The 23,600-nt window shown below is 69.5% G+C and carries 24 protein-coding genes; 10 read left to right on the top strand and 14 right to left on the bottom strand.

Annotation, left to right across the window (positions count from 1 at the left end):
* Positions 1-40: 40 nt before the first annotated feature.
* Both OHA99_RS12090 and OHA99_RS12085 read right to left on the bottom strand, forming a co-directional pair.
* Complete coding sequence (locus tag OHA99_RS12090) at positions 41-298, bottom strand: WhiB family transcriptional regulator (protein ID WP_003973730.1); 258 nt, start codon at positions 296-298, stop codon at positions 41-43.
* 320 nt (positions 299-618) lie between these two features.
* Complete coding sequence (locus tag OHA99_RS12085; RefSeq protein ID WP_153178018.1) at positions 619-1,587, bottom strand: diacylglycerol kinase family protein; 969 nt, start codon at positions 1,585-1,587, stop codon at positions 619-621.
* Positions 1,588-1,720: 133 nt separating this feature from the next.
* On the opposite strand from OHA99_RS12085, the gene OHA99_RS12080 reads away from it, so the two are divergent.
* Positions 1,721-2,173, top strand: a complete 453-nt coding sequence (locus OHA99_RS12080) for a hypothetical protein (protein ID WP_153178017.1) — start codon at positions 1,721-1,723, stop codon at positions 2,171-2,173.
* A gap of 38 nt (positions 2,174-2,211) precedes the next feature.
* On the opposite strand, the gene OHA99_RS12075 is transcribed toward OHA99_RS12080, so the two are convergent.
* The 3 genes from OHA99_RS12075 to OHA99_RS12065 form a co-directional block, all read right to left on the bottom strand.
* Positions 2,212-3,276, bottom strand: a complete 1,065-nt coding sequence (locus OHA99_RS12075) for an RNA polymerase sigma factor SigF (RefSeq protein ID WP_228126109.1) — start codon at positions 3,274-3,276, stop codon at positions 2,212-2,214.
* Between the two features lie 17 nt (positions 3,277-3,293).
* Entirely contained in the window at positions 3,294-3,707 is a 414-nt protein-coding gene (locus tag OHA99_RS12070; protein ID WP_003973726.1) for an anti-sigma regulatory factor, read from the bottom strand.
* Positions 3,708-3,957: 250 nt separating this feature from the next.
* Positions 3,958-4,218 (bottom strand): UBP-type zinc finger domain-containing protein, encoded by a 261-nt coding sequence (locus tag OHA99_RS12065; protein WP_007444602.1) that lies wholly within the window; start codon positions 4,216-4,218, stop codon positions 3,958-3,960.
* 61 nt (positions 4,219-4,279) lie between these two features.
* Between OHA99_RS12065 and OHA99_RS12060 the strand changes: the two genes are divergently transcribed.
* A complete protein-coding gene (locus tag OHA99_RS12060; RefSeq protein ID WP_153178015.1) occupies positions 4,280-5,872 on the top strand; it encodes a Na+/H+ antiporter in 1,593 nt (530 codons plus the stop codon).
* Positions 5,873-5,903: 31 nt separating this feature from the next.
* Here the strand turns inward: OHA99_RS12060 and OHA99_RS12055 are convergent, their stop codons facing one another.
* Both OHA99_RS12055 and OHA99_RS12050 read right to left on the bottom strand, forming a co-directional pair.
* Complete coding sequence (locus tag OHA99_RS12055) at positions 5,904-6,812, bottom strand: 1-aminocyclopropane-1-carboxylate deaminase/D-cysteine desulfhydrase (RefSeq protein ID WP_405695691.1); 909 nt, start codon at positions 6,810-6,812, stop codon at positions 5,904-5,906.
* Positions 6,813-6,868: 56 nt separating this feature from the next.
* Positions 6,869-7,447: an N-acetylmuramoyl-L-alanine amidase gene (locus tag OHA99_RS12050; protein WP_164386326.1), complete on the bottom strand. Its 579-nt coding sequence runs from the start codon at positions 7,445-7,447 to the stop codon at positions 6,869-6,871.
* A 338-nt stretch (positions 7,448-7,785) separates the two neighbouring features.
* Between OHA99_RS12050 and OHA99_RS12045 the strand changes: the two genes are divergently transcribed.
* The 4 genes from OHA99_RS12045 (at position 7,786) to OHA99_RS12030 (ending at position 11,972) form a co-directional block, all read left to right on the top strand.
* Entirely contained in the window at positions 7,786-9,192 is a 1,407-nt protein-coding gene (locus tag OHA99_RS12045) for a family 2B encapsulin nanocompartment shell protein (protein WP_153178013.1), read from the top strand.
* Between the two features lie 85 nt (positions 9,193-9,277).
* Complete coding sequence (locus OHA99_RS12040) at positions 9,278-10,438, top strand: family 2 encapsulin nanocompartment cargo protein polyprenyl transferase (RefSeq protein ID WP_153178012.1); 1,161 nt, start codon at positions 9,278-9,280, stop codon at positions 10,436-10,438.
* A 239-nt stretch (positions 10,439-10,677) separates the two neighbouring features.
* Positions 10,678-11,304: an N-acetyltransferase gene (locus tag OHA99_RS12035; RefSeq protein ID WP_153178011.1), complete on the top strand. Its 627-nt coding sequence runs from the start codon at positions 10,678-10,680 to the stop codon at positions 11,302-11,304.
* Between the two features lie 83 nt (positions 11,305-11,387).
* Entirely contained in the window at positions 11,388-11,972 is a 585-nt protein-coding gene (locus tag OHA99_RS12030) for a dihydrofolate reductase family protein (protein ID WP_405695687.1), read from the top strand.
* Positions 11,973-12,949: 977 nt separating this feature from the next.
* Here the strand turns inward: OHA99_RS12030 and OHA99_RS12025 are convergent.
* Complete coding sequence (locus OHA99_RS12025) at positions 12,950-15,250, bottom strand: hypothetical protein (RefSeq protein WP_405695685.1); 2,301 nt, start codon at positions 15,248-15,250, stop codon at positions 12,950-12,952.
* Between the two features lie 84 nt (positions 15,251-15,334).
* Between OHA99_RS12025 and OHA99_RS12020 the strand changes: the two genes are divergently transcribed.
* A protein-coding gene (locus tag OHA99_RS12020; protein WP_405693772.1) for an IS3 family transposase occupies positions 15,335-16,539 on the top strand; the annotation gives its coding sequence in 2 pieces (ribosomal slippage) (positions 15,335-15,626 and positions 15,626-16,539; 1,206 coding nt in all).
* 20 nt (positions 16,540-16,559) lie between these two features.
* Here the strand turns inward: OHA99_RS12020 and OHA99_RS12015 are convergent.
* The 4 genes from OHA99_RS12015 to OHA99_RS12000 form a co-directional block, all read right to left on the bottom strand.
* A complete protein-coding gene (locus OHA99_RS12015) occupies positions 16,560-17,513 on the bottom strand; it encodes a hypothetical protein (RefSeq protein WP_405695682.1) in 954 nt (317 codons plus the stop codon).
* Positions 17,514-17,653: 140 nt separating this feature from the next.
* Positions 17,654-18,016, bottom strand: a complete 363-nt coding sequence (locus tag OHA99_RS12010; protein ID WP_153178007.1) for an ASCH domain-containing protein — start codon at positions 18,014-18,016, stop codon at positions 17,654-17,656.
* Positions 18,013-19,128, bottom strand: a complete 1,116-nt coding sequence (locus OHA99_RS12005) for a hypothetical protein (RefSeq protein WP_405695680.1) — start codon at positions 19,126-19,128, stop codon at positions 18,013-18,015. Before OHA99_RS12005 ends, OHA99_RS12010 begins: the two co-directional genes overlap by 4 nt.
* Positions 19,125-19,592, bottom strand: coding sequence for an ATP-binding protein (locus OHA99_RS12000; RefSeq protein WP_366473171.1), 468 nt, complete (start codon positions 19,590-19,592; stop codon positions 19,125-19,127). The genes OHA99_RS12005 and OHA99_RS12000 overlap by 4 nt, the downstream gene beginning before the upstream one ends.
* Before the next feature lie 104 nt (positions 19,593-19,696).
* Here OHA99_RS12000 and OHA99_RS11995 point away from each other — a divergent pair, with 104 nt between their 5' ends.
* Together OHA99_RS11995 and OHA99_RS11990 are read left to right on the top strand one after the other, a co-directional pair.
* Positions 19,697-21,034, top strand: coding sequence for a helix-turn-helix transcriptional regulator (locus tag OHA99_RS11995; RefSeq protein ID WP_366473172.1), 1,338 nt, complete (start codon positions 19,697-19,699; stop codon positions 21,032-21,034).
* Positions 21,031-21,849: a class I SAM-dependent methyltransferase gene (locus tag OHA99_RS11990; RefSeq protein ID WP_153178004.1), complete on the top strand. Its 819-nt coding sequence runs from the start codon at positions 21,031-21,033 to the stop codon at positions 21,847-21,849. Before OHA99_RS11995 ends, OHA99_RS11990 begins: the two co-directional genes overlap by 4 nt.
* Before the next feature lie 150 nt (positions 21,850-21,999).
* Here OHA99_RS11990 and sodN read toward each other — a convergent pair whose 3' ends face one another.
* Positions 22,000-22,395: a superoxide dismutase, Ni gene (sodN, locus tag OHA99_RS11985; RefSeq protein WP_003973716.1), complete on the bottom strand. Its 396-nt coding sequence runs from the start codon at positions 22,393-22,395 to the stop codon at positions 22,000-22,002.
* 145 nt (positions 22,396-22,540) lie between these two features.
* On the opposite strand from sodN, the gene sodX reads away from it, so the two are divergent.
* Entirely contained in the window at positions 22,541-22,978 is a 438-nt protein-coding gene (sodX, locus tag OHA99_RS11980; RefSeq protein ID WP_405695677.1) for a nickel-type superoxide dismutase maturation protease, read from the top strand.
* Here sodX and OHA99_RS11975 read toward each other — a convergent pair.
* Positions 22,882-23,511, bottom strand: coding sequence for an ABATE domain-containing protein (locus OHA99_RS11975; RefSeq protein WP_153178002.1), 630 nt, complete (start codon positions 23,509-23,511; stop codon positions 22,882-22,884). The genes sodX and OHA99_RS11975 overlap by 97 nt on opposite strands.
* Positions 23,512-23,600: the final 89 nt, after the last annotated feature.

The following is a 23,600-nucleotide window of genomic DNA, read 5'->3' as shown; positions in this document are numbered from 1 at the left end:
TACGCGCCGCCAAGCTGAGGCTGTCAGTAGGGGTGGGTTGTCAGGCGGAGGCCTGACGAGCCCGGTTGCGGGCGGCACGGCGCTTCATTGCGCGGCGCTCGTCCTCGCTGAGACCACCCCAGACGCCGGAGTCCTGGCCGGACTCGAGCGCCCACTGCAGGCACTGCTCCATGACGGGGCAGCGACGGCAGACGGCCTTGGCTTCCTCGATCTGCAGCAGCGCGGGACCGGTGTTGCCGATGGGGAAGAAGAGCTCGGGGTCTTCCTCGCGGCAAACGGCGCGGTGACGCCAGTCCATGGCTGCTACCTCTCCTTGGTATTACATGCTGGGATGCTTGTGAATGTGAACGCTTTCACGAATCCCTCAACAAGGGAAGGGCCTACCGCCAGGTTCCCTGGCGTGGTCCTGTGGTTTGAAGAGGGGTTCCGGTGATCTGTGGATGCCGGTCTTGCGGGCTGTCCCGATCGCCAAGAAGAGACTCGCAAACCTCGGCGGCGGATACAACCCCTTCCGGAAAGTTTTTTTTGATTCTTCGGTGTCGACTAGGTCACAGCCGTACTTCCATGGGGTGGATGCTGGTCTAAACGTTCGAGTGAAAGGACTTTCGCCCCTTCTGCTCACACAATCACACGCAGTGCACGGCGTACGCCTGTGAACGTCACGCTGGTGCGCAACCCCAGGTGGTCACCGTCCATCTGAAGGGGCAGAGGCACCTTCGAATGCAAGGTGAACTCGGTCAGATCGTGCAGGGTGACCGCGTGCCGGCCGCGCGGCCCGCGCTCGGGGGACGAAGTGAGCAACTGGGTGCCATACCGGGCGACTGCGGCGGTCGACAGCCGCTTGAGGCCGAAGACGTCGAGCGCGGTGTCGAACGAGGCCTGGGGGGAGGCGTAGATCGGACGGTTGCCGAGGAACGTCCAGGGACAGGTGTTCGAGACTATGGACAGCACCAGATCGGTGACCGGGTCCTCGCCCGGCCGCTCCAGCGTGATCGTCCCGCTGCGGCGGTGCGGCTCGCCGATGAGCTGGCGCACCACCTGACGGACGTAGAGGGCGTGCGTCGACTTCTTGCCGCGCTCGCGGTGCTGCTCGACCCGGCCCACCACACCGGCGTCGAAGCCCAGGCCGGCGTTGAAGGTGAACCAGCGGGCCGGGACCGCCTCGTCCTCCGTGCCCGGCGTGCCCGACGCCAGGCCGAGGCCGACGGTCCGCTCGCTGCCCTCGCGCAGGGCGTCCAGCAGGGCCCCGGTGGCCTCCACCGCGTGGTTGGGCAGGCCGAGGGCGCGGGCGAAGACGTTGGTGGAACCACCGGGGACGACCGCGAGGCCGGGCAGGTGGTCCGGGTCGGGGCCCGCGTGCAGCAGACCGTTGACGACCTCGTTCACCGTGCCGTCGCCGCCGAGGGCCACCACCAGGTCGACGTCGTCGCTCTGCGCCGCCTGCCGGCCGAGGTCGCGTGCGTGGCCGCGGTACTCGGTGGTGACCGCCTCCAGCTTCATCTCGCTCGCGAGCGCGTGGATCAGCACGTCGCGCGTACGCGCACTCGTGGTGGTTGCCGCCGGATTGACCACGAGAAGTGCACGCATGCTGTGCAGGGTACCTACTGGGCGGTACTCGGCCCAGACCGATGTGAAGATCGCCACCGGGGCCCGCGCCGCGTGATACGCCCGACACCCGGGCGGCCGGGGACGCGGGTGCGCCGACGGCTACCCTGCAGAGGTGAGCAGCGAGCAGACCCCCGACCCCGCCTCCCCGGCCGCCGAAGAGGCAGAGCCCCGCCCCGTCCGAGTGACCGCCGCGGCCGCGATCGCCGCGCTGGAGGGCCTGGCGCTCGTCGTCGGCGGCGCCTGGATGCTCGTGGAGGGCCTCACCGGGCACCCCGACGACCGGACCGCGGCCGTCACCGGCGGCATCACCCTGATCGTCCTCGCCCTGCTGCCGCTGCTCGCCGCCCGCGGGCTGCTCCGCCTGCGGGGGTGGAGCCGGGGGCCCGCCGTGATCACGCAGATCGTGTCGCTGCCCGTCGCCTACAACATGGCGGGGGCCGACGGCCTGGCCGTCCCCGCCGGCGTCGTGCTCGGTGTCGCGGCGCTCACCGCTCTGTACCTGCTCATCAACCCCGAGACCACCCTGGCCCTCGGAATCCGGGGACCGGGCAACGCCGGGAAGTAGCCGGCGGACGCCCCGCCCGCTGCCGGGCGGCCGCGCGGCTACTCCTCGACCAGCAGCTTCTCCCGCAGCTGCGCCAGCGTGCGGGCCAGCAGCCGCGACACGTGCATCTGCGAGATCCCGACCTCCTGCGCGATCTGGGACTGCGTCATGTTGCCGAAGAAGCGCAGCAGCAGGATGCGTTTCTCCCGCGGCGGAAGGTCTTCGAGCAGCGGCTTGAGCGACTCCCGGTACTCGACCCCCTCAAGAGCCTCGTCCTCGGCGCCGAGGGTGTCGGCGACGGCCGGGGACTCGTCGTCGGTGTCCGGGACGTCCAGGGACAGCGTGGAGTACGCGTTGGCCGACTCCAGGCCCTCCAGGACCTCCTCCTCCGAGATCGCCAGCTTCTCGGCGAGCTCGTGGACCGTGGGGGAGCGGCCGTGCAGCTGGGACAGCTCCGCCGTGGCCGTCGTCAGGGCCAGCCGCAGCTCCTGGAGCCGGCGCGGGACACGCACCGCCCAGCCCTTGTCCCGGAAGTGCCGCTTGATCTCGCCGACGACCGTGGGGGTCGCGTACGTGGAGAACTCCACCCCGCGGTCCGGGTCGAAGCGGTCGACCGACTTGATCAGACCGATCGTGGCGACCTGGGTGAGGTCGTCCAGGGGCTCGCCGCGGTTGCGGAAGCGGCGCGCGAGATGCTCGACGAGCGGCAGGTGCATGCGGACCAGCCGGTTGCGCAGCTCCGCGTACTCCGGGCTGTCCTTCGTCAGCGTGCGCAGCTCGGCGAACAGGAGGCGCGCACCGCTGCGGTCGTGCGGGTCGTGCCGTGTGCCCTGCGTGCCCCGTGCACCCGGCGCGTGGCCGTCGGAGTGTCGCTCGTGCTCGCTCATCGTCCCGCCCGTCGCCCTTTCCCGAGCCCGCTCCTCCGGTCGGACGGGCGGGACGGGGGTGTCCCCGGTCCGCTGCCCGTCGACCGGAGCGACGGCCTCGGGCGAGGTCTCGTCCTCCGGATGCGGCCGGGCCTGCTCGGGGATGCCGTCGATGCCGTCCGCCGTGCGTCGCGCCTCGTTCGGAGAACGTGTGCCCTCGGCCGGCAGCTCCCGTGTACCGCGCTCTTCGTCCCGCACCGGCCCGTCCCCGTCCCTCACGTCGGCCCGGGTCCCGCGCCGCGCTGTTTGTAGAGGCTGATCGAAACGGTTTTGTCCTCGTCCACGGCGGAGGAGACCTTGCCCGCGAGGGCGGAGAGCACCGTCCACGCGAAGGTGTCCCGCGACGGGGCATGGCCGTCCGTGGTCGGCGCCGAGACGGTGACCTCGAGCGAGTCGTCGACGAGGCGGAAGACGCAACTGAGCACCGAGCCGGGCACGGCCTGCTGAAGCAGGATCGCGCAGGCCTCGTCGACTGCGATGCGCAGGTCCTCGATCTCGTCGAGGGTGAAGTCCAAACGAGCTGCGAGGCCGGCCGTCGCCGTACGCAGCACCGACAGGTAGGCACCCGCGGCCGGCAGCCGGACTTCGACGAAGTCCTGGGTCGCGGGCTCGCCTGCGATCTGGGACACCCTCACCTCCAAGGTGGTACAAGCGTTACAGGGCCGAGGGACGCCCCTCGGGATAACGCGATACGTGGTTCAGCGGTGACGTTATCGCGCTCCGAAGTTTCCTGTCCCCGAGACCCCAACCCCGTGCTGTCACTCATAGTAAACACGCGAACACGCACAGTGGCTAGGGGGTCGGCGGGCCCAAATCGGAAGAGCGTGCGCCGGGTTGACGTACCCAGACGTCAGACGGTCGAACCGTCCCGGGCAGAGGTCACACGAGGACGTGGTCGACGAAGCACCAGCGCCAGCTCTCCCCGGGCTCGAAGGTCCGCATCACCGGATGACCGGTCTTCGCGTGATGCGCCGTCGCGTGCCGCCGCGGCGAGGAGTCGCAGCAGCCGACGTGACCGCAGCTGAGACAGAGCCTCAGCTGCACCGGGTCCGTGCCCTCGGCCAGGCACTCCGGGCAGGTCTCGCCGCACGGCTCGGGTTCCGGGTGCGGCAGCGCGTCGGCGTGCGTGCACTGTTTCATGATTGCCAGGTTACGACGGGTGCGCGGATGACCGCGCGGAAGACGAGGGCGGGCGAGGACGATGGACGTGATGCCGCTGCTGTTGCTGGTGGCGGGCAGTGCCGCGGTCGCCGGGGCGGGACGGCGCGTGCCGGTGCCGGTACCGCTGCTGCTGGTCGCGGCGGGCCTGGCGGTGAGCTACGTCCCCGGAGTGCCCGACTACACCCTCGACCCGCACATCGTCCTGCCCCTGCTGCTGCCCCCGCTGCTCTACACTGCGGCCACCGACAGCTCCTACCTGGACCTGCGGGCGCAGGCCCGGCCGGTGGCCCTGCTGTCCGTGGGCTACGTCCTGTTCGCCACCTTCGTCGTCGGCGGTGCGGCCTACTTCATCGTGCCGGGCCTGCCGCTGACCGCGGCGCTGGTGCTCGGCGCGGTCGTGGCGCCGCCGGACGCCGTCGCGGCCACGGCGGTCGCCCGACGCGTGGGGCTGCCCTCCCGGGTCACCACGATCCTCCAGGGCGAGTCCCTGGTGAACGACGCCACCGCGATCACCGCCTTCAAGGTCGCGCTCGCGGCGGCCGTCGGCGAGGGCGCCACCTGGGCCGGCGGGATCGGCGAGTTCCTGATCGCCGCGGTGGGCGGCGTCGGTGTCGGGCTGGTCCTGATGGTGCCGCTGCACTGGCTGCGCACCCACCTGACGGAGGCGCTGCTGCAGAACACGCTCTCCCTGCTGATCCCGTTCGTCGCCTACGCGGTCGCCGAGCAGGTGCACGCCTCGGGGGTGCTCGCGGTGGTCGTCGTCGCCCTCTACCTGGGCCACCGCGCGTGGGAGGTCGATTTCGCCACCCGGCTCCAGGAGGAGGCGGTCTGGAAGATGGTCGCGTTCGTCCTGGAGTCGGCCGTGTTCGCCCTCATCGGACTCCAGCTGCCCGTCGTCCTCAAGGGCCTGGGGGAGTACGAGGGCGCCGAAGCCGCCGGGTACGCCCTCGCCGTCTTCCTGGTGGTCGCCGTGGCGAGGTTCGTGTGGGTGTACCCGGCGACCTTCCTGCCCCGGCTGTCGGCACGCGTACGCGCGCGCGAGGGCGAGCTCTCCTGGAAGGGGCCGTTCGTGATCGGCTGGGCCGGGATGCGCGGCGTGGTCTCCCTGGCCATCGCGTTCTCCATCCCGCTCACCGTGCACGGCGGCGAGCCCTTCCCCGAGCGCAACCTCATCCTGTTCCTGACCTTCACGACGGTCATCGGCACGCTGGTCGTCCAGGGCGTCAGTCTGCCGCCGCTGATCCGCCTGCTGAAGTTCCCGGCGCGCGACGCGCGGGCCGAGACGCTGGCGGAGGCGAACGCCCAGGCGCAGGCCTCGCGGGTCGCGGACGAGCGCCTGGACGCCCTGCTCGCCGATGATCGCAACGCCCTGCCGGCCCCGCTCGCCGACCGCCTGCGCACGGTCCTGGAGCGCCGCCGCAACGCGGTCTGGGAACGGCTGGGCCAGGTCAATCCCGTCACCGGCGAGACCGTCGACGACACCTACCGGCGGCTCTCCCGGGAGATGATCAGCGCCGAGCGCGAAGTCTTCGTCCGGTTGCGGGACGGCCGCTACATCGACGACGAGATGCTCCGGACGCTGCTGCGCCGGCTGGACCTGGAGGAGGCGGCGGCGTACCGGGAGACCACCTGAGCGGCGCACGGGCGCGGCGGCGGGGGACCGCTCAGGGGAAGGGCCGGCCGGTGACGACCGCCGCCAGGGTCGTCCCGCGCGGAAAGGCGCCCTCCTCGGCGAGCGCGAGCAGGGCGTACAGCATCTTGGCGACGTAGACGCGCTCCACGGGCAGGCCGTGGCGGTCCTCGAAGTCCGCGGCGAAGGCGTCGAGGCCGGGCGTCGTGCGGGCGTAGCCGCCGTGATGGAAACGCTCCTCCAGGCTCCAGGTGCCGCGCGGCCCGCCGAACGCGTGCTCCTGGAGCCGCCGTATGTCGCGCTCCAGGAAGCCGCCCTTGAGCACGGCTGTGCCGAGGGCCCGCCGCCCCGCGGGGAGCCCGGCGGCCAGCCCGGCCAGCGTGCCGCCGGTACCGCAGGCGACGGCGGCCACGTCGGCGTGTTCGCCCAGCTCCTCGCCCAGCGCGCGGCAGCCGCGGACGGCCTGTGGGCTGCTGCCCCCCTCGGGGACGACGACGGCGTCCTCGGCGCCCACCGCGCGCAGCAGCGCGGCCAGGGTCTCCGGTTCGCTCTTGCGGCGGTACGTCGAGCGGTCGACGAAGTGCAGCCGCATGCCGTCGGCGGCGCACCGGGCCAGCGAGGGGTTGAGCGGCAGGCCTGCCAGTTCCTGACCGCGGACGACCCCCACCGTGGGCAGCCCGAGCAGCCGGCCCGCGGCGGCCGCGGCCCGCAGGTGGTTGGAGTAGGCGCCGCCGAACGTGACGACCGTGCGGCCGTCCGCCGCGGCGAGGTTCGGCGCCAGCTTCCGCCATTTGTTGCCCACCAGGTCGGGGTGGATCAGGTCGTCCCGCTTGAGCAGCAGCCGGACACCGCGCCGTTCGAAGCGGTCGTCGGCCACCTCCTGCAAGGGGGAGGGCAGACGGGGCCGCAGGGCGGCGAGGCCGCGGGAGTCGGTGCCGGTCACCCCGCCATTGTCGCGCCGCCGCCCGCGTCGGACACGTCGCCCCGGCCGGTTCGGGATCACTTGAGGCGGTCGCGGATCCGCTCCCGCATCGATGCCATGGTGAAGCCGCGCGGGTCCACCTTCCCCGGCTGCCACTCCAGGTGACCGAGGACGGACCGCTCGTTCCAGCCGTGGTGGCGGCACACGGCCGCGGCGGCCCGCTCGATCGCGTCCAGCTGCGCCGCCGGCCAGGGGTCGTCGCCGTCGCCGAGGTTCTCGCACTCGAAGCCGTAGAAGTGCCGGTTGCCGTCGGTGTCGGCCTCGTTGTCCGGGGGCGGCGCCTTCTCCGCGACGACGGCGCGCAGGACGTCGTCGTCGCCGGGACCGGCGTGGTTGGCCCGGCCGTAGCCGACCAGATGGACCGTGCCGTCCTTGGTGATGACGCCGTGGCACAGCGGGCCGGGCAGGTCCTCGTGGCCCTTGCGGCAGATCTCCACGGTCCGGGCGCTGCCCCTGGTGACCGTGTGGTGCAGCAGCACACCGTGCACGGGGCCCCAGGGGCCCTTGTGGTCGCGGTTGTGGTCCCGCCAGTCGCCCACCTCGACGACGGTGAGGCCCTCCGCCTTCAGGGCCTTGAGGAAACTGCTCGCGGACATGGGTGAGGCCACGGCCGGCTCCTTCGCGCTGCGCGGCGACCGCCCGACGCGACCGCCTCGTAGGGGGCTTGTACCGAAACGGAGCGGCTCCTATTACTTGTTCGGTCCGTGTGCGAGCCGTTTCGGACAATCTCGTCCCGGCCGTCGGCGCCGGACCGGGCCGCACGGAGTCGGACATGCCGCCGAGATGCCGAACAAGCCCTCATGTCTGCCCCGGCCGCGCGTGATCCATTCCCGCTCTTTCGTGTAATAGCACCGGCACGCTCCGTGAGGAAGGCTGGTCCACGCACATCGATGCCGGGCCCAGTCGTCCGGCATGACCGGGAGGGCAATTCCTTATGTCGGTAGGCGAAGAGGTCCGCACCGAGCAGACCAGGCCGCAGCAGAGCCTCGGCACGGCGGCCGCGCGGAACCTGGCCACCACCACCAAGTCCGTTCCCCAGATGCAGGAGATCAGCTCGCGCTGGCTGCTGCGCACGCTCCCCTGGGTGGACATTCAGGGCGGCACGTACCGCGTGAACCGGCGGATGACCTTCGCCGTCGGCGACGGCCGCGTGACGTTCGTGAAGACCGGCGACCGCGTCGAGGTCATCCCCGCGGAGCTGGGCGAACTGCCGGCCCTGCGCTCGTACGAGGACGACGAGGTCCTGTCGGAGCTCGCGCAGCGCTGTGAGCAGCGGGAGTTCGGCCCCGGCGAGGTCATCGCCTCGTTCGGCGGCCGGACCGACGAGGTCTACCTGCTGGCGCACGGCAAGATCGAGAAGATCGGCACCGGTCCCTACGGCGACGACGCGGTGCTCGGCGTCCTCGCCGACGGCGCCTACTTCGGCGACCAGGCGCTCCTGGACGGGGACGCCATCTGGGAGTACACCGCCCGCACGGTCACCGCCTGCACGGTGCTCGTGCTGCCCCGCCAAGAGGTGGAGCAGGTCGCGGAGCGGGCCGACTCCCTGCGCGAGCACCTGGAGCAGCGACGCGCCGTCCCGCAGCAGCGCACCAACAAGCACGGCGAGAAGGAGATCGACCTCGCCGCCGGCCACAGCGGCGAGCCGGACATCCCGCACACCTTCGTCGACTACGAGGCCCGGCCCCGTGAGTACGAACTGAGCGTCGCCCAGACCGTGCTGCGCATCCACTCCCGCGTGGCCGACCTGTACAACCAGCCGATGAACCAGACCGAGCAGCAGATCCGGCTGACGGTCGAGGCGCTGAAGGAGCGCCAGGAGCACGAACTCATCAACAACCGCGAGTTCGGCCTGCTGCACAACTGCGAGTACGACCAGCGCATCCAGCCGCACGACGGCGTGCCCGGTCCGGACGACCTCGACGAGCTGCTGAGCCGCCGGCGCGGCACCAAGCTGCTCCTCGCCCACCCGCGGGCCATCGCCGCCATCGGCCGCGAGTTCAACAGGCGCGGACTCGTCCCGGAGACGATCGACGTCGCCGGGAACCGCATCCCGACCTGGCGCGGCGTGCCGATCTACCCGTGCAACAAGATCCCGGTCACCGAGGCCCGTACGTCCTCGATCATCGCGATGCGTACCGGCGAGCAGGACCAGGGCGTCATCGGCCTGCGGGCCACCGGCATCCCCGACGAGATCGAGCCGAGTCTGTCGGTGCGCTTCATGGGCATCAACGAACAGGCCATCATCAAGTACCTGGTCACGGCCTACTACTCGGCCGCGGTCCTCGTGCCGGACGCGCTCGGCGTCCTGGAGAACGTCGAGATCGGCCGCTGGCGGTGACGTCACTGTCCCGGACGCCGTGTCCCCGCCCTCCCGGGCGGGTACACCCCCGGGGTACGGACGGGCCCAGGGGGAAGGTGAGTCCATGACGGAGATCCGGCGCGGCGCCACCGCGACGCGCCGTTCCACCGGAACGCCGGAGACGCACGGGTTCATCGGCACACAGCGCGACGAGGAGCCGGCGGAGTCGTCCGGGGGACAGGGGCCGGTGATGGCCGAAGGGCACGAGGCGGCCACGCTCCTCAGGGAGTCACGGGCGTCGGTCGACCCGGAACTGCGCTCCGCCATCGCATCGCTGCCCGATGCGATGCGCCGGATCGCGCTCTACCACTTCGGCTGGCAGCACGCGGACGGTACGCCCGCGACGGGCAACGCGGGCAAGGCGATCCGCCCCGCGCTCGTCCTCACGGCGGCGACCGCGCTCGGCGGGCCGGCGGCCCGTGCGGCGGCCGGCCGGGCCGCGGCGGCGGTGGAACTGGCTCACAACTTCACCCTGCTGCACGACGACGTGATGGACCGGGACGTCACCCGGCGTCATCGGCCGACCGCCTGGGCCGTGTTCGGTGTCGCCGACGCGATCCTCGCCGGGGACGCCCTTCAGGCGCTCGCCCTGCGGCTGCTCGCCGCGGACCCGCACCCCGCGTCCGCGGCGGCGGCCGCCCGGCTCTCCGACTGCGTCATGGAGCTGTGCGAGGGCCAGCACGTGGACACGGCGCTGGAGGGGCGCCCACCGGGCGAGGTCACCCTCGACGAGACGCTCGCCATGGCCGAGGCCAAGACGGGTGCCCTGCTGGGCTGTGCCTGTGCCCTCGGCGCGCTGTACGCGGGCGCCGCCCCGGAGGACGTCGAGGCCCTGGACGCCTTCGGCCGTGAGGCGGGGCTGGCCTTCCAGCTGATCGACGACGTCATCGGCATATGGGGGGACCCGCGCCACACCGGCAAGCCGGCCGGTGCGGACCTGGCCGCCCGCAAGAAGTCACTGCCGGTGGTCGCCGCCCTCACCTCCGGCACTCCGGCCGCCGCCGAACTCGCCGAGTTGTACGCGGCACCGTACGACGAGGACAAGGAGGACCTGGAGCGCACCGCCCTGGTGGTGGAGCGGGCCGGCGGCCGGGACTGGGCGCAGGCCCAGGCGGCCGACCGGATGGCCAGAGCCATGCAGGAGCTGGCCCGTGCCGTGCCCGCCCCGGAGGCGGCGGGCGGACTGCTTGCGCTGGCCGAGTTCGTGACCCGGCGCAGCACCTGACGGCCGCCCCGGCGGGCGTGAACCGCCGGAGCGGCCGGCGCAAGACCCCGGAGCCCGTGCAGGGCCGTACGGCACCTGACCGACGTACGGCCGCACCGCCGACGGCTCCGGTCCGGCGGGTCCCGCACTTCCCCACGGTGTGCGGGGCCCGCCTCCCCGTCTCTCCCGCTGGGTGTGGGGCCCACCGGATAGGCTCAACCGCCGTACATACAGACGGTGTTGAGTCGAAGGGGCGAGGCATGGGTGTGGCGATCCGGACGGCGGGGGCGGACGACCGGGATCTGGTCGTCCGGCTGCTGGACGAGGCGTTCCAGGACGATCCGGTGAGCAGCTGGGTCTTCCCCGGCGAGGAGTACCGGCGACGGACCCACCACCGGCTCATGGCCGCGTTCGCCGACGCCGTCTTCGCCGACGGACGCATCGACCTCACGGAGGACGGTGCCGCCTGCGCGCTGTGGCTGCCCGTCCCGGCGGACGAGCATCCCGGTGTCGAGCCGGACAGCGGGTCCGGCGCGGACGTCGAGGACGTACCCGCCCGGATCCGCGAAGCCGTCGACCCGGACAACGAGCGCGTGGAGGCGATAGCCCGGCTCACGGAGGGCATCCACCCCACCGGCCGGGCCCACGCGTACCTGTGGATGATCGGCGTGGTCCCCGGGCGGCAGGGCGAGGGGCTGGGCACCGCGCTGATCGAGAGCGTGCTCGACCGCTGCGACCGCGAGGGGCTGCCCGCCTATCTGGAGGCGAGCAGCGCCCGGGGCAAGGTGCTGTACGAACGCCTCGGTTTCGAGTTCACCGGGCGGGCCCTGGATCTGCCGGACGGTCCCCGTATGTGGCCCATGTGGCGCGAGCCCCGGACCCGATGAACGCGTAATCCACTCCGCATACAACTACACGTGGAGTACTGTGGCCGTAGTGGTCAACGTGTTCGACCTGTAGGGGGACCGGTTTGCGCAAGCTCACGTACTCCATCGCCTGTTCGATCGACGGCTTCATCGGCGGGCCGGACGGCGACGCGTCGTTCATGTACCCGTTCGTCGACGAGGAGTTCCTCGGGTTCCTGAAGGAGGAGTACCCGGAGACGATCCCGACCCAGGGCCGCCGGGCGCTCGGCATCGACGACCTGCCCAACAAGCGGTTCGACACGGTCGTCCAGGGGAGGGCCAGCTACGACCTGGCCCTCAAGGAAGGCATCACCAGCCCGTACGCACACCTGCGCGAGTACGTCGCCTCACGCACGCTCGCCGAGTCGCCCGACCCGAACGTCGAGATCGTCTCGGCGGACCTGGTCGGCCGGGTTCGGGAGCTGAAGGCGGAGGACAGCGCCTTGGACATCTACCTGTGCGGCGGGTCGGTCGTCGCCGGGGAGCTGGTCGACGAGATCGACGAGCTGGTCATCAAGACCTACCCGGTGATCCTCGGTACCGGCATGCCGATGTTCGCCTCCGCCTTCGAGGTCTCCGAGTTCGTCTCGGGCTCGGTGCGGAGCTTCGGCAACGGCGCCGTGGTGCGCATGTACCACCGGAAGCGCTGAGCCGCCGCCCGTTCTACCCTGGGGACATGGACAGCGACACGTACGTCTGTCCCGTGTGCGGACAGCCAGTCGAAGCGGTCGCCCGGCGCCACAAGACACTGGGCGCGTGGGTACCGACCTGGGGACCCGGCCCGTGCCACAACCCGGAGTGCGCGGCAGGCCCCGAGCCGGACACCCGCACCGCAGGCACCGGCACGCGGCCCGGGACCGAGCGACACCGCCGAGGGGCGACCGCGGAGAAACCCTGACCACGGCAACGCCGAAGGGGCCCGGCCGGGATGGCGGCCGGGCCCCTTCGGGCTCCGCTGCGGCCTGCGATGGTGCACCGATCGCCGGCCCGAGGTGCTGACCCTCGTCAGGCCTTCTTGGTCTCCTAGTAATGGGGCGGGTCGGTGACCTGCGGTGATGGATGCTGCGGGTCGCTGACCTGGCCTTCTGCTGTTGGCTGGCGATGGGGTGAGACGGTCCTGATCGGGTGTCCTGCGGACTGTGTGCGGACTGCTCGGACAGTCGAAGATCCGCTCCGGATGCGGCTTTCCGTCGCTGGACGCTGAGGGGCCAGAAAGCGAAATCCTGCTGGAGCACTAGCGAGCGCGGCGCTTGGATCTTTTGCTGTGCCGAGTCTGTGCTGCAGCCCATGCCGTCAGCTGGTGGATGGCCATGACTGGTACGTCCGATGTCAGGACGCGTGACGAAATCAGGTCGCGGCTGGTGACCACGACGGGGGCGACAGTCCAACCTCGGGTGTCGGTGCTCTTGGTGAAGTGGTTCAGTGTGGGAGCCAGGTGGGTGCGGATCCATCGGGCTCGTCTTGCGATCTTGAAGACGGCGCTCTTGTCTCCTCGCAAGAGCGCATCAGCTTCGTTGGCCAGCTCAGAGGGGTTCCGAGCCATCTCGAAGTCCTTGGATTCCACGATGAAGATGATCCCTTGATCCAGGTTGATACCCAGGGCGTCGATGTCGCCGAGATCGTCTCCCTAGGGTGACATGAGGCGTCGCCCTACGATCTTGCCCACGCTGTGGGCCGTGATGGAACAGCCTGCGTTAGCCAGGGCTCTCTCGGATTCTTTCTCAAACTCTTTGTTGTGGTCCTGCCGGATGGATCCCATGAGCTTCTTCATCGTCGCCGAGGTGGCTTTGAGCCTGCCGGAATACACGAGGTCGACCCAGTAGGGGCCCGTGCTCCATACGTGCCTGGGCGCCCATGTCAGCACATCGCCGTCCACGCCAGTCAAGCGGACCAGCGGACGTCGTATGTATGACCATTCACGGTTATAGCGCCAGGGCCATGCGTCGGCGCCCACGGACAGGAACTTGACGCGTGGGCGCAGGCTGAGGCGATCGAGGAAGGCGTTTGCTTTGCCGTCGGCCCAACCGAGGGCAGAACCAAGGTGCTGTTGGACGCGGGTGACAGGGAGGGTGAATGGTTCGTCATCGCATGCTTCATCGCCCAAAGCGATAATCTCGCCCATGCCGTGAGCGAGTTCGGTTAGGGTGAAACCGAATTCGGCGAGCATGGCTTCTTCAACCTTCGCAGAAGGGGCTGCCGCCGTGCGGGGCGCCGAAGGGGCGGAAATCTGGTCAGCTGTTGCCATGGCTGCGCGGGCTCGGTCCAATGCCAAGGCATCGGTTCCTGTTTCGTACTGATCACCGCGAGAGACGCCGAGCCGGCCCGACTCCAGTAGGGACAGCTGTGCGGTGGAGAAGTCGTGCCGGATGGCATCGGACAGCGTGGCTCGAGAGATCAGGTCAGCGGCGATCGCCAAGAGCGTGTCGTATGTGTCCAGGGTCAGGGGCTGGTCGCCTGAAGGTGGGGTAGTGGCCGCGTACTCGATGAGGAAGCGGCTCGCCTGCGCGGCGGCCACTCGTTTTCTGCTGTCCTTGGCGATCTGTGTGGCGGGCTGGCTGGATGTTCCGAAACAGGCGAGTCTGGACCGAAGGACCTGATCATCGTGAGCCTCTGCGCGGATGAGCGCCTCGTGCCGTGCCATGAGCTGGTTCATCAGGCCCTCGGGGGCCAAGCCGGCGATCAGGTCCTGAATGCGCTGGAAGTAGTGCTGGACTGTTTTGTTGAGCACATCAAGGCGTTTGTCTTCTGAGACGGTCCCCTGCGGGATTCCATCAGCGGCGAGCCATTCACCCAGTTTGTCCAAGACGACTGCGGAGACAGCTGGCTGCACAAGTCGGGCGACAGGCAGCCGCCCTGGGCGCAACAGCATCGGTCGGGCTTGTGCGTGCAGCATCTTCTTGTGACCGACAGGAGCGAGACGTTCGACAAGGTCGCTGACCACGAGGTCGCTGCCGTTGCCAACGATGGCTTCAGCCAAGACCTGGACGATCAGGCGGTCGGCGCTGTTGTCCTCCACCAGGAGGGAAGCTACGCCTGCGGCCAGCAGCTCAAGGTCAATGAGCCCTTCGCTACGCGCTTGCTGCGCGATCCAGGGGGCCTTCTTGCCGGGCTGGGTGTCATGTCCTGCCAGAGCCTTCAACCAGGCGTCCGCGTTGTCGAAGGACACCGTGATCCGCACACGCCCCAGGTCGTCGGCCATTGCGAGTAGTTCGTTGGGCGCCGCGAGCGAGACCTGCCAGGCCCAGTAGGCAACAGCTTCAATGACCATCTCTTGGAAGGATTCCAGGGCACCTGCTGTGTCCTGACTAGGTCCGATCCAGACATGAAGGCTGGCGGTTTCCACAAGCAGTTCGTCTTCCGAGACAGTGGGATGTGTCCGGTAGATCGGTGCGGTGTCCACGCCGTAGAGGGCGAGAACCGGAACGAGAGCAGGGCGGTGAGGGCTGGCAACCACGTGATGGTCGTACCGCTGGTGGGCCTCAACTCGCAGCGCCTGGCTGAAGTCGGAGTTGACCATAACGGCGTTCGGCCTGCGCTCATCCGACAGGTAGTAGCTGTACTCGTGGTCACGGTACATGCCGTAGTTGTCGAGCGTGCCGAAGGAGTGGACCATGGCGTCGGTGTGCAGCCTTTCGTCCGCTTGAGCGAAGCGCCACAGAAACAGTGGGTCCGTGCCGTCGAGCTCCGCCATAACGCGGAGGTCGTCGACGGTGGTGGCGAGACGAGGGCCGACTCGTGACGACTTGCGCAGGCCGAAGAACGAAGAGCGGCCCAGACCTTGATTGATGATGAGCCGCAGGCAATGCGTGTCATCCTGTAGAGGATGGACTGGTGTTTCGTGCAGTTCATGCAGCTGTTGCATGATTCTGGCAGCATCCCAGTGCCCGTAGGGGGCCTGGGCATCGTAGTCAGACAGGTCATCGGTCACGACTGCCAGGTCGAGGTGGGGCCTTGACCCCTGATGTTGAACACACGAGACACTGGATCCTGAGGATCTGAGAACGGACATCTCGTGGTGATGAAGAACTACCCGCCGGAGTTCAAGGCGGACGCGGTCGCGCTGTACGAGTCGCGGCCGGAAGCGACGATCAGGTCGGTCGCAGCCGATCTGGGGATCAACCCGGAGACGCTTCGGAACTGGGTTCGGGCGGCCGGCGCGAGTCGTCCTCGGGGACGCCGGACGCATGAACCGGCCCAGCCGCCGGCCCCGCTGGAAGCGGAGAACGCGGCCCTGCGCAAGAAGGTCCGCGAGCTGGAGGAGGAGCGCGAGATCCTGCGCAAAGCGGCGAAGTATTTCGCCGGGGAGACACGCTGGTGAACCGCTTCCAGTGTGTCGCCGACCTCCAGCGCCGTTACGGCGTGAAGCGGCTCTGCAGCATCCTCGGCGTCAGCCGCTCGAGCTTCTACTACTGGCGCCGGACGGTTGCGGACCGGGCGGCCCGGCAGGCGGCCGACGCGAAGCTGGCCGCCCGGATACAGGCCGTGCACCGGGAGTCGGACGGCACCTACGGGGCCCCGAGGATCACAGCCGAGCTCCGTGAGGAGAACGGCGAGGCGGTCAACCACAAGCGCGTCGCCCGAATCATGCGGGCGTCCGGGATCGAAGGGATCCGGTTGCGCCGCCGGCACCGCACCACCGTCCCCGACCCGGCCGCCGCCAAGGCGCCGGACCTGATCGGCCGCGATTTCACCGCCCAGAGGCCGAACGCGAAGTACGTCGGTGACATCACCTACCTGCCCATCGACGGCGGGAAGTTCTGCTACCTGGCGACCGTCATCGACCTCGCCTCACGGCGCCTGGCCGGCTGGGCGATCGCCGACCACATGCGCACCGGTCTCGTCACCGACGCCCTGGCCGCGGCGATCCGCACTCGCGGCAGCCTCGCCGGATCGATCATGCACACCGACCACGGAGCCCAGTACACCAGCAGGGCATTCGCCGAAGCATGCAGGTCAGCAGGGGTGCGGCGAAGCATGAGCGCGGTCGGCTCCAGTGCGGACAACGCGCTTGCCGAGTCGTTCAACGCGACCTTCAAACGCGAGACCCTGCAAGGACGAAAGAGCTGGCCCGACGCGCGCGAAGCCCGACTCGACGCCTTCCGATGGCTGAACCGCTACAACACCCGACGCCGACACTCCCGCCTCGGACAACGATCACCGATCGCCTTCGAGGACGCCCTCCAACTCACACCAACTACGCTGGCACCAGCCGCATAACCCGTGTTCAGGATTCGGGGTCAAGGCCCGTGCTTGTCATCGGCGAAGGTGAACTGGCGGCGGCTGATCTGCGGATCATCATCGACTTGTGCCGCCGAGGGCAGCGGCGTTGCCCCGCAGCCGATCAGGATTTCGGTGGCTTCGTTCAGGACGCATGCGCGTATGAGCTGGACGAGCTGGGGGCCGCAGCCATGTTCTGTGGCGAGGACGAGGAGACGATGGCGCAGGGTTGCGGACAGTTCACCTGGATTTGCGATGACCACGGTCGGACCGACGGTCAGCAGCGGGGTGAGAACCATTCCGTCGTCAGGGCCGAGCTCCGCTGTGAAAGTGTGCGCGCCTGGTCGGACACTTAGGCTGTCCAAAGCCTGCAACGCCTGCGGCGGCACGATCCGGGACAAGGCGGCCTCGTCGAAGGTGACGGCTTCGCATAGTGCGCTCAGCGCATGCTCTCCTGGTACGAATACCTCCACCCTGGTCGCTGTAGGCGGGATGACACCACGAGCGAGCCCTGCACGGAGAAGCGCCGTGTGGCTCAGGCGCAGTACCACCTGGACCAGCCGGCTTGCCTCGCGCCGGAACGTGGAGGGAAGCGTCTTGCCCTCCGGTCCGAAGACGCTGCGCAGGATCAGGCCGAGTGTGTACGCCGACCTTTCCGTCAGCCCCTGGGCGACTAGGTAGGGACCGCCGTGGAACGGCACTTCCGCTATGTCCAGGTCGTTGTATGGATCTTCCTGAGATCGGACCGCCGCACTACCGATAACCGGATCCTTCAGCAGTGACCGGATCCTGCTCGGCGACAGGCGAGGGGCTTCAGGACGGCTTGGCAGGCAGGCGCCGACTGCAGCAAGCCGCTGCAGCCTGACCAGGCAAGGGATGTTCTCGGGAATCAGCTGCAAAGCGGCGGCCGATCGCACCAGGGAAGGACCGTCCACCGTATTCCACGGCTTTGCGTCAGAAACGAACTTTGTCATGGCCGCTCCTCTTCCAGTGCCCGACACGCTCCTGTTACCGAGGCCACACGGGTGACGCTACCGGCCTCCACTGACAGAGCCCGTCAGACGAAGGGAGGGCACTACGGCTGGCTGGCGAAGAAGCCCCGTCGTCTTCCCGCTCAGTGCGCCCTGTTGGACCCAGAGATCCCGATGGCGAGTGCGCCGAGGGCTTCCTTCTCAGGGCCGTAGATGGTGCGGATGTTGGCGAGTTGCTGGTCGCGGGTGGCGGTCGGGTTGACGTTGGACGGGCCTTCGCCGTCGAGGAGGGCCTCGAAGTCTGGGTACTCGGTGACGCGGAGGACCGCTACGTCACAAGTCTCGTCGGTGCCCTTGATGCGGAAGCGGATGGTGTCGCCGGCGGCAAGGTCGGCGAGGTGCGGGTACTTGACCCGCACCTCGATGGTCTTGGTGCCCGCGGCCACGAGCTCGAAGTACTGGCGGTAGAGGTGGAGCTCGCGGACGCGGGCGGTGCGGTCGGTCATCGGGACGGGACGCTCCTGGGGGACGGTGCGGTGATCAGGCGGCCGATCTCGGCGGCCGAGTACGAGCGGAAGAAGTGGCGGGGGTCGGAGAGCAGGGCCTCGGTCATGGCGAGCAGCTGGTCGGCGTACTCGGTGACGGTGCCGGGCCACTGCCGGGTGTCGAGCATCCAGGGGGCGGCGCCCTCGGGCAAGGGGGCACGGCCTTCTCGTATGAGGGATTTCGACAGCTTGGCGCCGGTGTCGGTGACGACCTGGGGGCAGAACAGGCGGGCCGGGAGCTGGGCGCGGGTGAGGCCCACGGCCTGGAGGGCCTCGTCGACGAGGTGGGAGCCGAAGACCCAGTCGCCGCCCTTGACCATGACGTGCAGGGTGCCCTGGGGGCTGGTCATGGCGAGTTCCTTGACCAGGTTGCGGTAGAGCGTGGCCAGGTCGAGGTAGCCGCTGGCGGTGGGCGTGATGGTGGCCTCGGACGGGCCGTGATGGAGGCAGACGGCGGAGACCACCGCCGACTCGGACCCGGTGAGGCGGACCCGCGTGCGTTCGGCGTGCTTCTCGGCCCAGCCGCAGCCGGGGTGCGGGCAGGGGACGCGGAGGTGCGGGGTGCCGGTGGAGGGGGCGAGCCACCAGCGGGCGGCGTCGATGCGGGGGAGGAGCCGGAGCCAGGTGCGGCGGTAGTGCTCGCCGGCCTGCTGCTGGGTGTACGTCTCGATGCGGTGCGGGATGCCCAGGCGCCTGGACAGGGCCGTGAAGAGGGGCTGGTAGAGGGCAGCGACGAGGTCGTGTAGGGCCTGCTCGCCGAGGGCCTGGGCGTAGGCGCGCTGGTAGCGGTGTCCGCTGGTCGGGTCGGTCGCCAGCTCGTACGGGGCGTTGTCGAGGGCGCTGAAGAGCACCTCGGTGGGGAGGCCGAAGCGGTCGCGCAGGCGGGCGGCCATGGCGAAGGCCAGGGACTGCACGAGCGAGGTGCCGACGTGCGGGGCGCCGTTGATCTGGGTGCCGACGACCAACACGATGCGCTCGGGCGGGGCGGCCAGGATGCGCGGAGTCAGTACGTCCTCGGCGCGGTCGAGGGCGTTGGCGAGGACGGTGTTGGGCGAGACAAGGTGCGTGGTCATGAGGTGCCCCCCTGGGGTCCGGTGTTGCGGTCGAATGCGGCCCAGACGCACTTTCCGGGGCCTGTCCGCTCCTTCACGCCCCAGCTGTCCGCCGTAGCCGAGACGATCAGCAGGCCACGGCCGTCGGGGGCGGACTCTGCGGGATCGCGTCGAATCGGGGTGTCGTCACCGGCGTCGTGGACCTCGATGCGCAGTTGGTCATGGAGGGAGCCGACACGCACGAGGACGAGGTGTCCCACGGGTGCTCCATGAAGCACGGCATTGGTGACGAGCTCCGAGGCGCACAGCCGCATGTCGTCGAGGCGACTGGTCTCACCCCATTCGGTCAGCGTGTCGACGACGAAGTTGCGAGCGGTACGCGGTGTGGTCCTGCGGCGGGGGAAGAGCATGGAGTGGTAGCGGCTCGTGGCCGGAAGTAGATCCGGTGTGGCGTCGGTTGCCTCGTTGGTGAGTCTGCTTGCCATGGTCAACAGCAAAGCGACTTAACTCATTTGAGTCGGGAGCCAGCGCGGGGGCCAAAGCGGGGGCCACTATGGGGGCCAGAGGTCACGTGTTCCTGGGGGACGGCATGGGCGACACCGGGATCGGCGCCTGGCTCGTCCGGCTGCGCACCGCGCGCGGCTGGAGTCAGCAGAGGGTCGCCGACGAGTACAACGCCATGGAGGGGCGCTCCGCGAAGACCGGCAAGGAGATCGGGCGCTACGAACGCGAGGCGCGGATTCCGGGTCCGTACGCCCGGCGGCACATGGCGCGGGTCTTCAACGTCGACGTCGCCCAGCTCGACCGGGCTGTGGCAGTCAGCAAGGGCAGGCGGGACGGGGCCGCCGCTGACGACGTCGAGATCGAGTTGCCCGCGCCGTCGCCCGAGGCTTCTCGTGCCTGTGGGGCTCCGCTGTCGGAGGATGCAGCGCGGTCGGCGGAATTCGCTCGGTTCATCGCGCAGCGCAATGTCGACGAGCTCGTCGTCGAGCAGTTGGAGGCGGATGTCGGCCGACTCGCGCGGACCTACGTCAGCCACCCGTTGATGGAGCAGTACGTCGAGATCAAGCGGTTACGGGACGGGGTGTTCGAGCTGCTCCGCGGACGGCAACGCCCTCGGCAGACCACCGACCTCTATCTCTCGGCCTCCCGTCTCTGCGGCCTGTCCGCTCATGTCTGCCTGGACCTCGGTGACTACGGCTCGGCTGCCACCCACGCCCGTACTTCACGGGCCTGTGCCGAGGCGGCAGGGCATGAGGGGATGCTGGCCTGGGTGCGGGCGGTGGAGTCACTGATCGCGTATTGGACCGGGCAGTACGAGCAGGCGGCCCAGCTCGCCCAGGTCGGTCGTCAGCACAGGGAGGGCGCCAGCATCGGGGCACGGCTGGCGAGCCTGGAGGCGCGGGCGCTGGCGATAGTCGGCGACTCGGCAGGAGCGCTCGCCGCCCTGTCGGATGCCGAACGATCTCGTGAGGCGATCTCGGGTCGGGACGAGGTACTGGGAGTCTTCGACTTCCCCGCGGCCAAGCAGTTCGCGTACGCCGGAACGAGCCTTCTGGCCGTACGCGGGCAGGAACACATCCAGCGGGCGATCGTCAGTGCGGAGACAGCGATCCGCCTGTATCGCAGTGCAGACGGAGATGACCAGTCGGTCGGTGACCTGTTCGCCGCGCACCTCGACCTCGCCAGCGGGCACCTGCTCCTGGGCGACCTGGACGGCATGGAAAAGATGCTCGGCTTCGTTCTCCAGTCCTCGCCTGAGCGCATGTCGGCCAGTATCGTGCGCCGGCTCACCGTTCTCGGGCGAGAGTTGGGAGGGCCGCAGTACGGTGGAGCCGCGCAGGCGGTGCACCTGCGTGATCGGATCCAGCACACGGTCGTCCGTGCGTCCCTGCCTGCCGCCCACCCTCCGGAGTTGCCGACGTGACCGACTCGTCCGCCGCCCACGACGCCGCTGTGACCGACAGGGCCCGCCTGGTGGGCAGTGCCTACAACGGAGACCGGGACCTGGCCGCCCGGCAGTCGCTCTACCACTGGCAGACGCCTCGGTACGACCTCCCGGGTCTCGTCGTCGAGCGGCTGGGCGACGTATGTGGGCGCGTCGTCGACATCGGTTGCGGCAACGGCAAGTTCATCCAGCGGCTCCGTCAGGACCGTGGGGACCTGTCCTTGCTCGGCCTCGACATCGCTCCCGGCATCCTCGCCGACGTTCCCGGCCCCGTCGCCGTGGCGGATGCCACGAGGCTGCCGCTCGCGGAGGGCAGCGTCGACGCCGCCCTTGCACTCCACATGCTCTACCACGTGCCCGACATCCCCCGGTCGGTCAGGGAACTGGCCAGGATCGTGGCCAGTGACGGGCTGGTGATCGTTTCCACCAACAGCGACCGTGACAAGGCCGAACTCGACGACCTCTGGCAGCGGGCCGCCGGCGATGTCCTCGGCCTCGACCGGGGCCCGGCTCGTATCTCGCTCAGCGCTCGCTTCTCGTTGGAGAAGGCGCCAGCCCTCCTCGGCGAGGAGTTCAGCCGAGTGGAGGTCGTCGAACTGCCTGGGACCGTCACGGTCCACGACCCCGAGCCGGTCATTGCCCACATGGCTTCGTATCGCGCCTGGGCGGACCAGCAAGACGTGCCCTTCGACGCGACTGTCGACCGCGCCCGCACGCTTGTGGGCGACCACATCGCCCGGCACGGGGCGTACGGGATCACCTGCCTTGGTGGCCTTCTCGTCTGCCGTCACTGAGGGTCGAAACACGGTGAAGTGGTCAGACTGAGGGTGAAGCAGACCGCACCCGGACCGTCATGGACGCCGTTCTCGGCGGCCTACGGGCCGGGTGCGGACCTGGAGACACTGCAACCAAAGAAACTGCAGGTCAGAAGTCATGATCGAAGATCAGGCCTTCTTGGTCTCCCAGAAGATCTTGTCGATCTGGGCGATGTAGTCCAGGGCCTTCTGGCCGGTCGCCGGGTCCTTCGAGCCCTTGGCGGCCGACAGGGCCTTCAGGGTGTCGTTGACCAGCTGGTGCAGCTCCGGGTACTTCTCGAAGTGCGGCGGCTTGAAGTAGTCGCTCCACAGCACGGAGACGTGGTGCTTCGCGAGCTCGGCGCGCTGCTCCTTGATGACCGTGGCGCGCGTCTGGAAGTGCGGGTCGTCGTTGCCGGCCATCTTCTCCTGGACGGCCTTCACCGACTCCGCCTCGATGCGGGCCTGGGCCGGGTCGTACACGCCGCAGGGCAGGTCGCAGTGGGCGCTGACCGTGACCTTGGGGGCAAACAGGCGGGAAAGCATGAAGCGTTCCTTCCTCGTGATCGTCTTCTCAGGGGGGACATTACTCCCTGGGAGACCCGTTTTCGCGGGTGCCCCCGTGGGCTTAGGACAAAAGTCCCGGGTGAGACTGAGACTGGTGGAGGAAAGACCGGGGAGGTGCCGGGTGATGCCGGAGCAACTGTCGCAGGAGACCGAGCGCGCCAGAGGGGCGCTGCCCTTCGGCCCGGCCGAGGTGACCGGGCCGTCTATGGTGCCCACGCTGCAACACGGTGACGTGCTGCTCGTGCACTGGGGGGCGCGGGTCCGGCCGGGTGACGTGGTCGTACTGCGGCATCCCTTCCAGCAGGACCTGCTCGTGGTCAAGCGGGCGGCCGAACGGCGCGGGACCGGCTGGTGGGTGCTCGGGGACAACGCGTTCGCGGGCGGGGACAGCACCGACTACGGGGTGGTCCCGCAGGACCTCGTACTGGGCCGGGTCCGGTTCAGGTACCGGCCGCCGCGGCCGGGTCAGCGTTCGCCGTTCGCCGCGGTCCGCTGGGTGCTGTCGGCGGTCAGGCCGGTGCCGGCCGACCGGTCCGCCTCCAGGCGCTTGCGGGCGCGGTAGGCCGCCACGTTGGCACGGGTGGCGCAGCGGTCGGAGCAGTAGCGGCGGGAGCGGTTGGTGGAGGTGTCCAGGTAGGCGTTGCGGCAGGGGGCCGCCTCGCACAGGCCCAGCCGGTCGACGCCGTACTCGGTGAGGTGGAAGGCCAGGCCCATCGCCGCGATGGCCGCGAAACCGGCGGTCGCGTTGGAGGGGTGGTCGGCGAGGTGCATGTGCCACAGCGGACTGCCGTCCTCCGCTCGGTGGTCGTGGCCGGAGATCTGCGGGCTCACCGGGAACTCCAGGAGCAGCGAGTTCAGCAGGTCCACGGCGAGGGTCTCGTCGCCGCCGTCGGCCGCCTCGAAGACCGCGCGCAGCCGGCCCCGGACCGAGCGGAACCGCGTCACGTCGGCGTCGGACGCGCGCCGGGCCGCGGACTGGTTGGCGCCGAAGAGCTCTCGGACCGCCTCCACCGAGGTCAGTGCATCCTGACCCCGCGACGGTTCCTCGGTGTTGACGAGACGTACGGCGTAATCCGAGTAATAGGCCAGTTCCACTTGTAGTCCTTACGAAGGGGCTCTAGGGTCGTGCCTGCGGTCAGGTAATGGCTGACTGTGCTTCCAGGGTATTACAGTGACGCAGGCAC

The organism is Streptomyces coelicoflavus (assembly GCF_045041415.1).
In the GTDB taxonomy this organism is placed as follows: domain Bacteria; phylum Actinomycetota; class Actinomycetes; order Streptomycetales; family Streptomycetaceae; genus Streptomyces; species Streptomyces coelicoflavus.
The sequence above is the reverse complement of the archived record's forward strand: the minus strand, read 5'-3'. Positions and strand labels throughout refer to the sequence as shown.

What these genes read in the sequence shown, in the direction of transcription:
- sodX (WP_405695677.1), top strand. Translation starts at nt 22,541, where the DNA reads ATGCCGGAGCAACTGTCGCAGGAGACCGAGCGCGCCAGAGGGGCGCTG.
- OHA99_RS12000 (WP_366473171.1), bottom strand. Translation starts at nt 19,592, where the DNA reads ATGGCAAGCAGACTCACCAACGAGGCAACCGACGCCACACCGGATCTA.
- OHA99_RS12035 (WP_153178011.1), top strand. Translation starts at nt 10,678, where the DNA reads ATGGGTGTGGCGATCCGGACGGCGGGGGCGGACGACCGGGATCTGGTC.
- OHA99_RS12050 (WP_164386326.1), bottom strand. Translation starts at nt 7,447, where the DNA reads ATGTCCGCGAGCAGTTTCCTCAAGGCCCTGAAGGCGGAGGGCCTCACC.
- OHA99_RS12010 (WP_153178007.1), bottom strand. Translation starts at nt 18,016, where the DNA reads ATGACCGACCGCACCGCCCGCGTCCGCGAGCTCCACCTCTACCGCCAG.
- OHA99_RS12065 (WP_007444602.1), bottom strand. Translation starts at nt 4,218, where the DNA reads ATGAAACAGTGCACGCACGCCGACGCGCTGCCGCACCCGGAACCCGAG.
- OHA99_RS12005 (WP_405695680.1), bottom strand. Translation starts at nt 19,128, where the DNA reads ATGACCACGCACCTTGTCTCGCCCAACACCGTCCTCGCCAACGCCCTC.
- OHA99_RS12060 (WP_153178015.1), top strand. Translation starts at nt 4,280, where the DNA reads ATGGACGTGATGCCGCTGCTGTTGCTGGTGGCGGGCAGTGCCGCGGTC.
- OHA99_RS12040 (WP_153178012.1), top strand. Translation starts at nt 9,278, where the DNA reads ATGACGGAGATCCGGCGCGGCGCCACCGCGACGCGCCGTTCCACCGGA.
- OHA99_RS11995 (WP_366473172.1), top strand. Translation starts at nt 19,697, where the DNA reads ATGGGCGACACCGGGATCGGCGCCTGGCTCGTCCGGCTGCGCACCGCG.
- OHA99_RS12085 (WP_153178018.1), bottom strand. Translation starts at nt 1,587, where the DNA reads ATGCGTGCACTTCTCGTGGTCAATCCGGCGGCAACCACCACGAGTGCG.
- OHA99_RS12045 (WP_153178013.1), top strand. Translation starts at nt 7,786, where the DNA reads ATGTCGGTAGGCGAAGAGGTCCGCACCGAGCAGACCAGGCCGCAGCAG.
- sodN (WP_003973716.1), bottom strand. Translation starts at nt 22,395, where the DNA reads ATGCTTTCCCGCCTGTTTGCCCCCAAGGTCACGGTCAGCGCCCACTGC.
- OHA99_RS12015 (WP_405695682.1), bottom strand. Translation starts at nt 17,513, where the DNA reads ATGACAAAGTTCGTTTCTGACGCAAAGCCGTGGAATACGGTGGACGGT.
- OHA99_RS12090 (WP_003973730.1), bottom strand. Translation starts at nt 298, where the DNA reads ATGGACTGGCGTCACCGCGCCGTTTGCCGCGAGGAAGACCCCGAGCTC.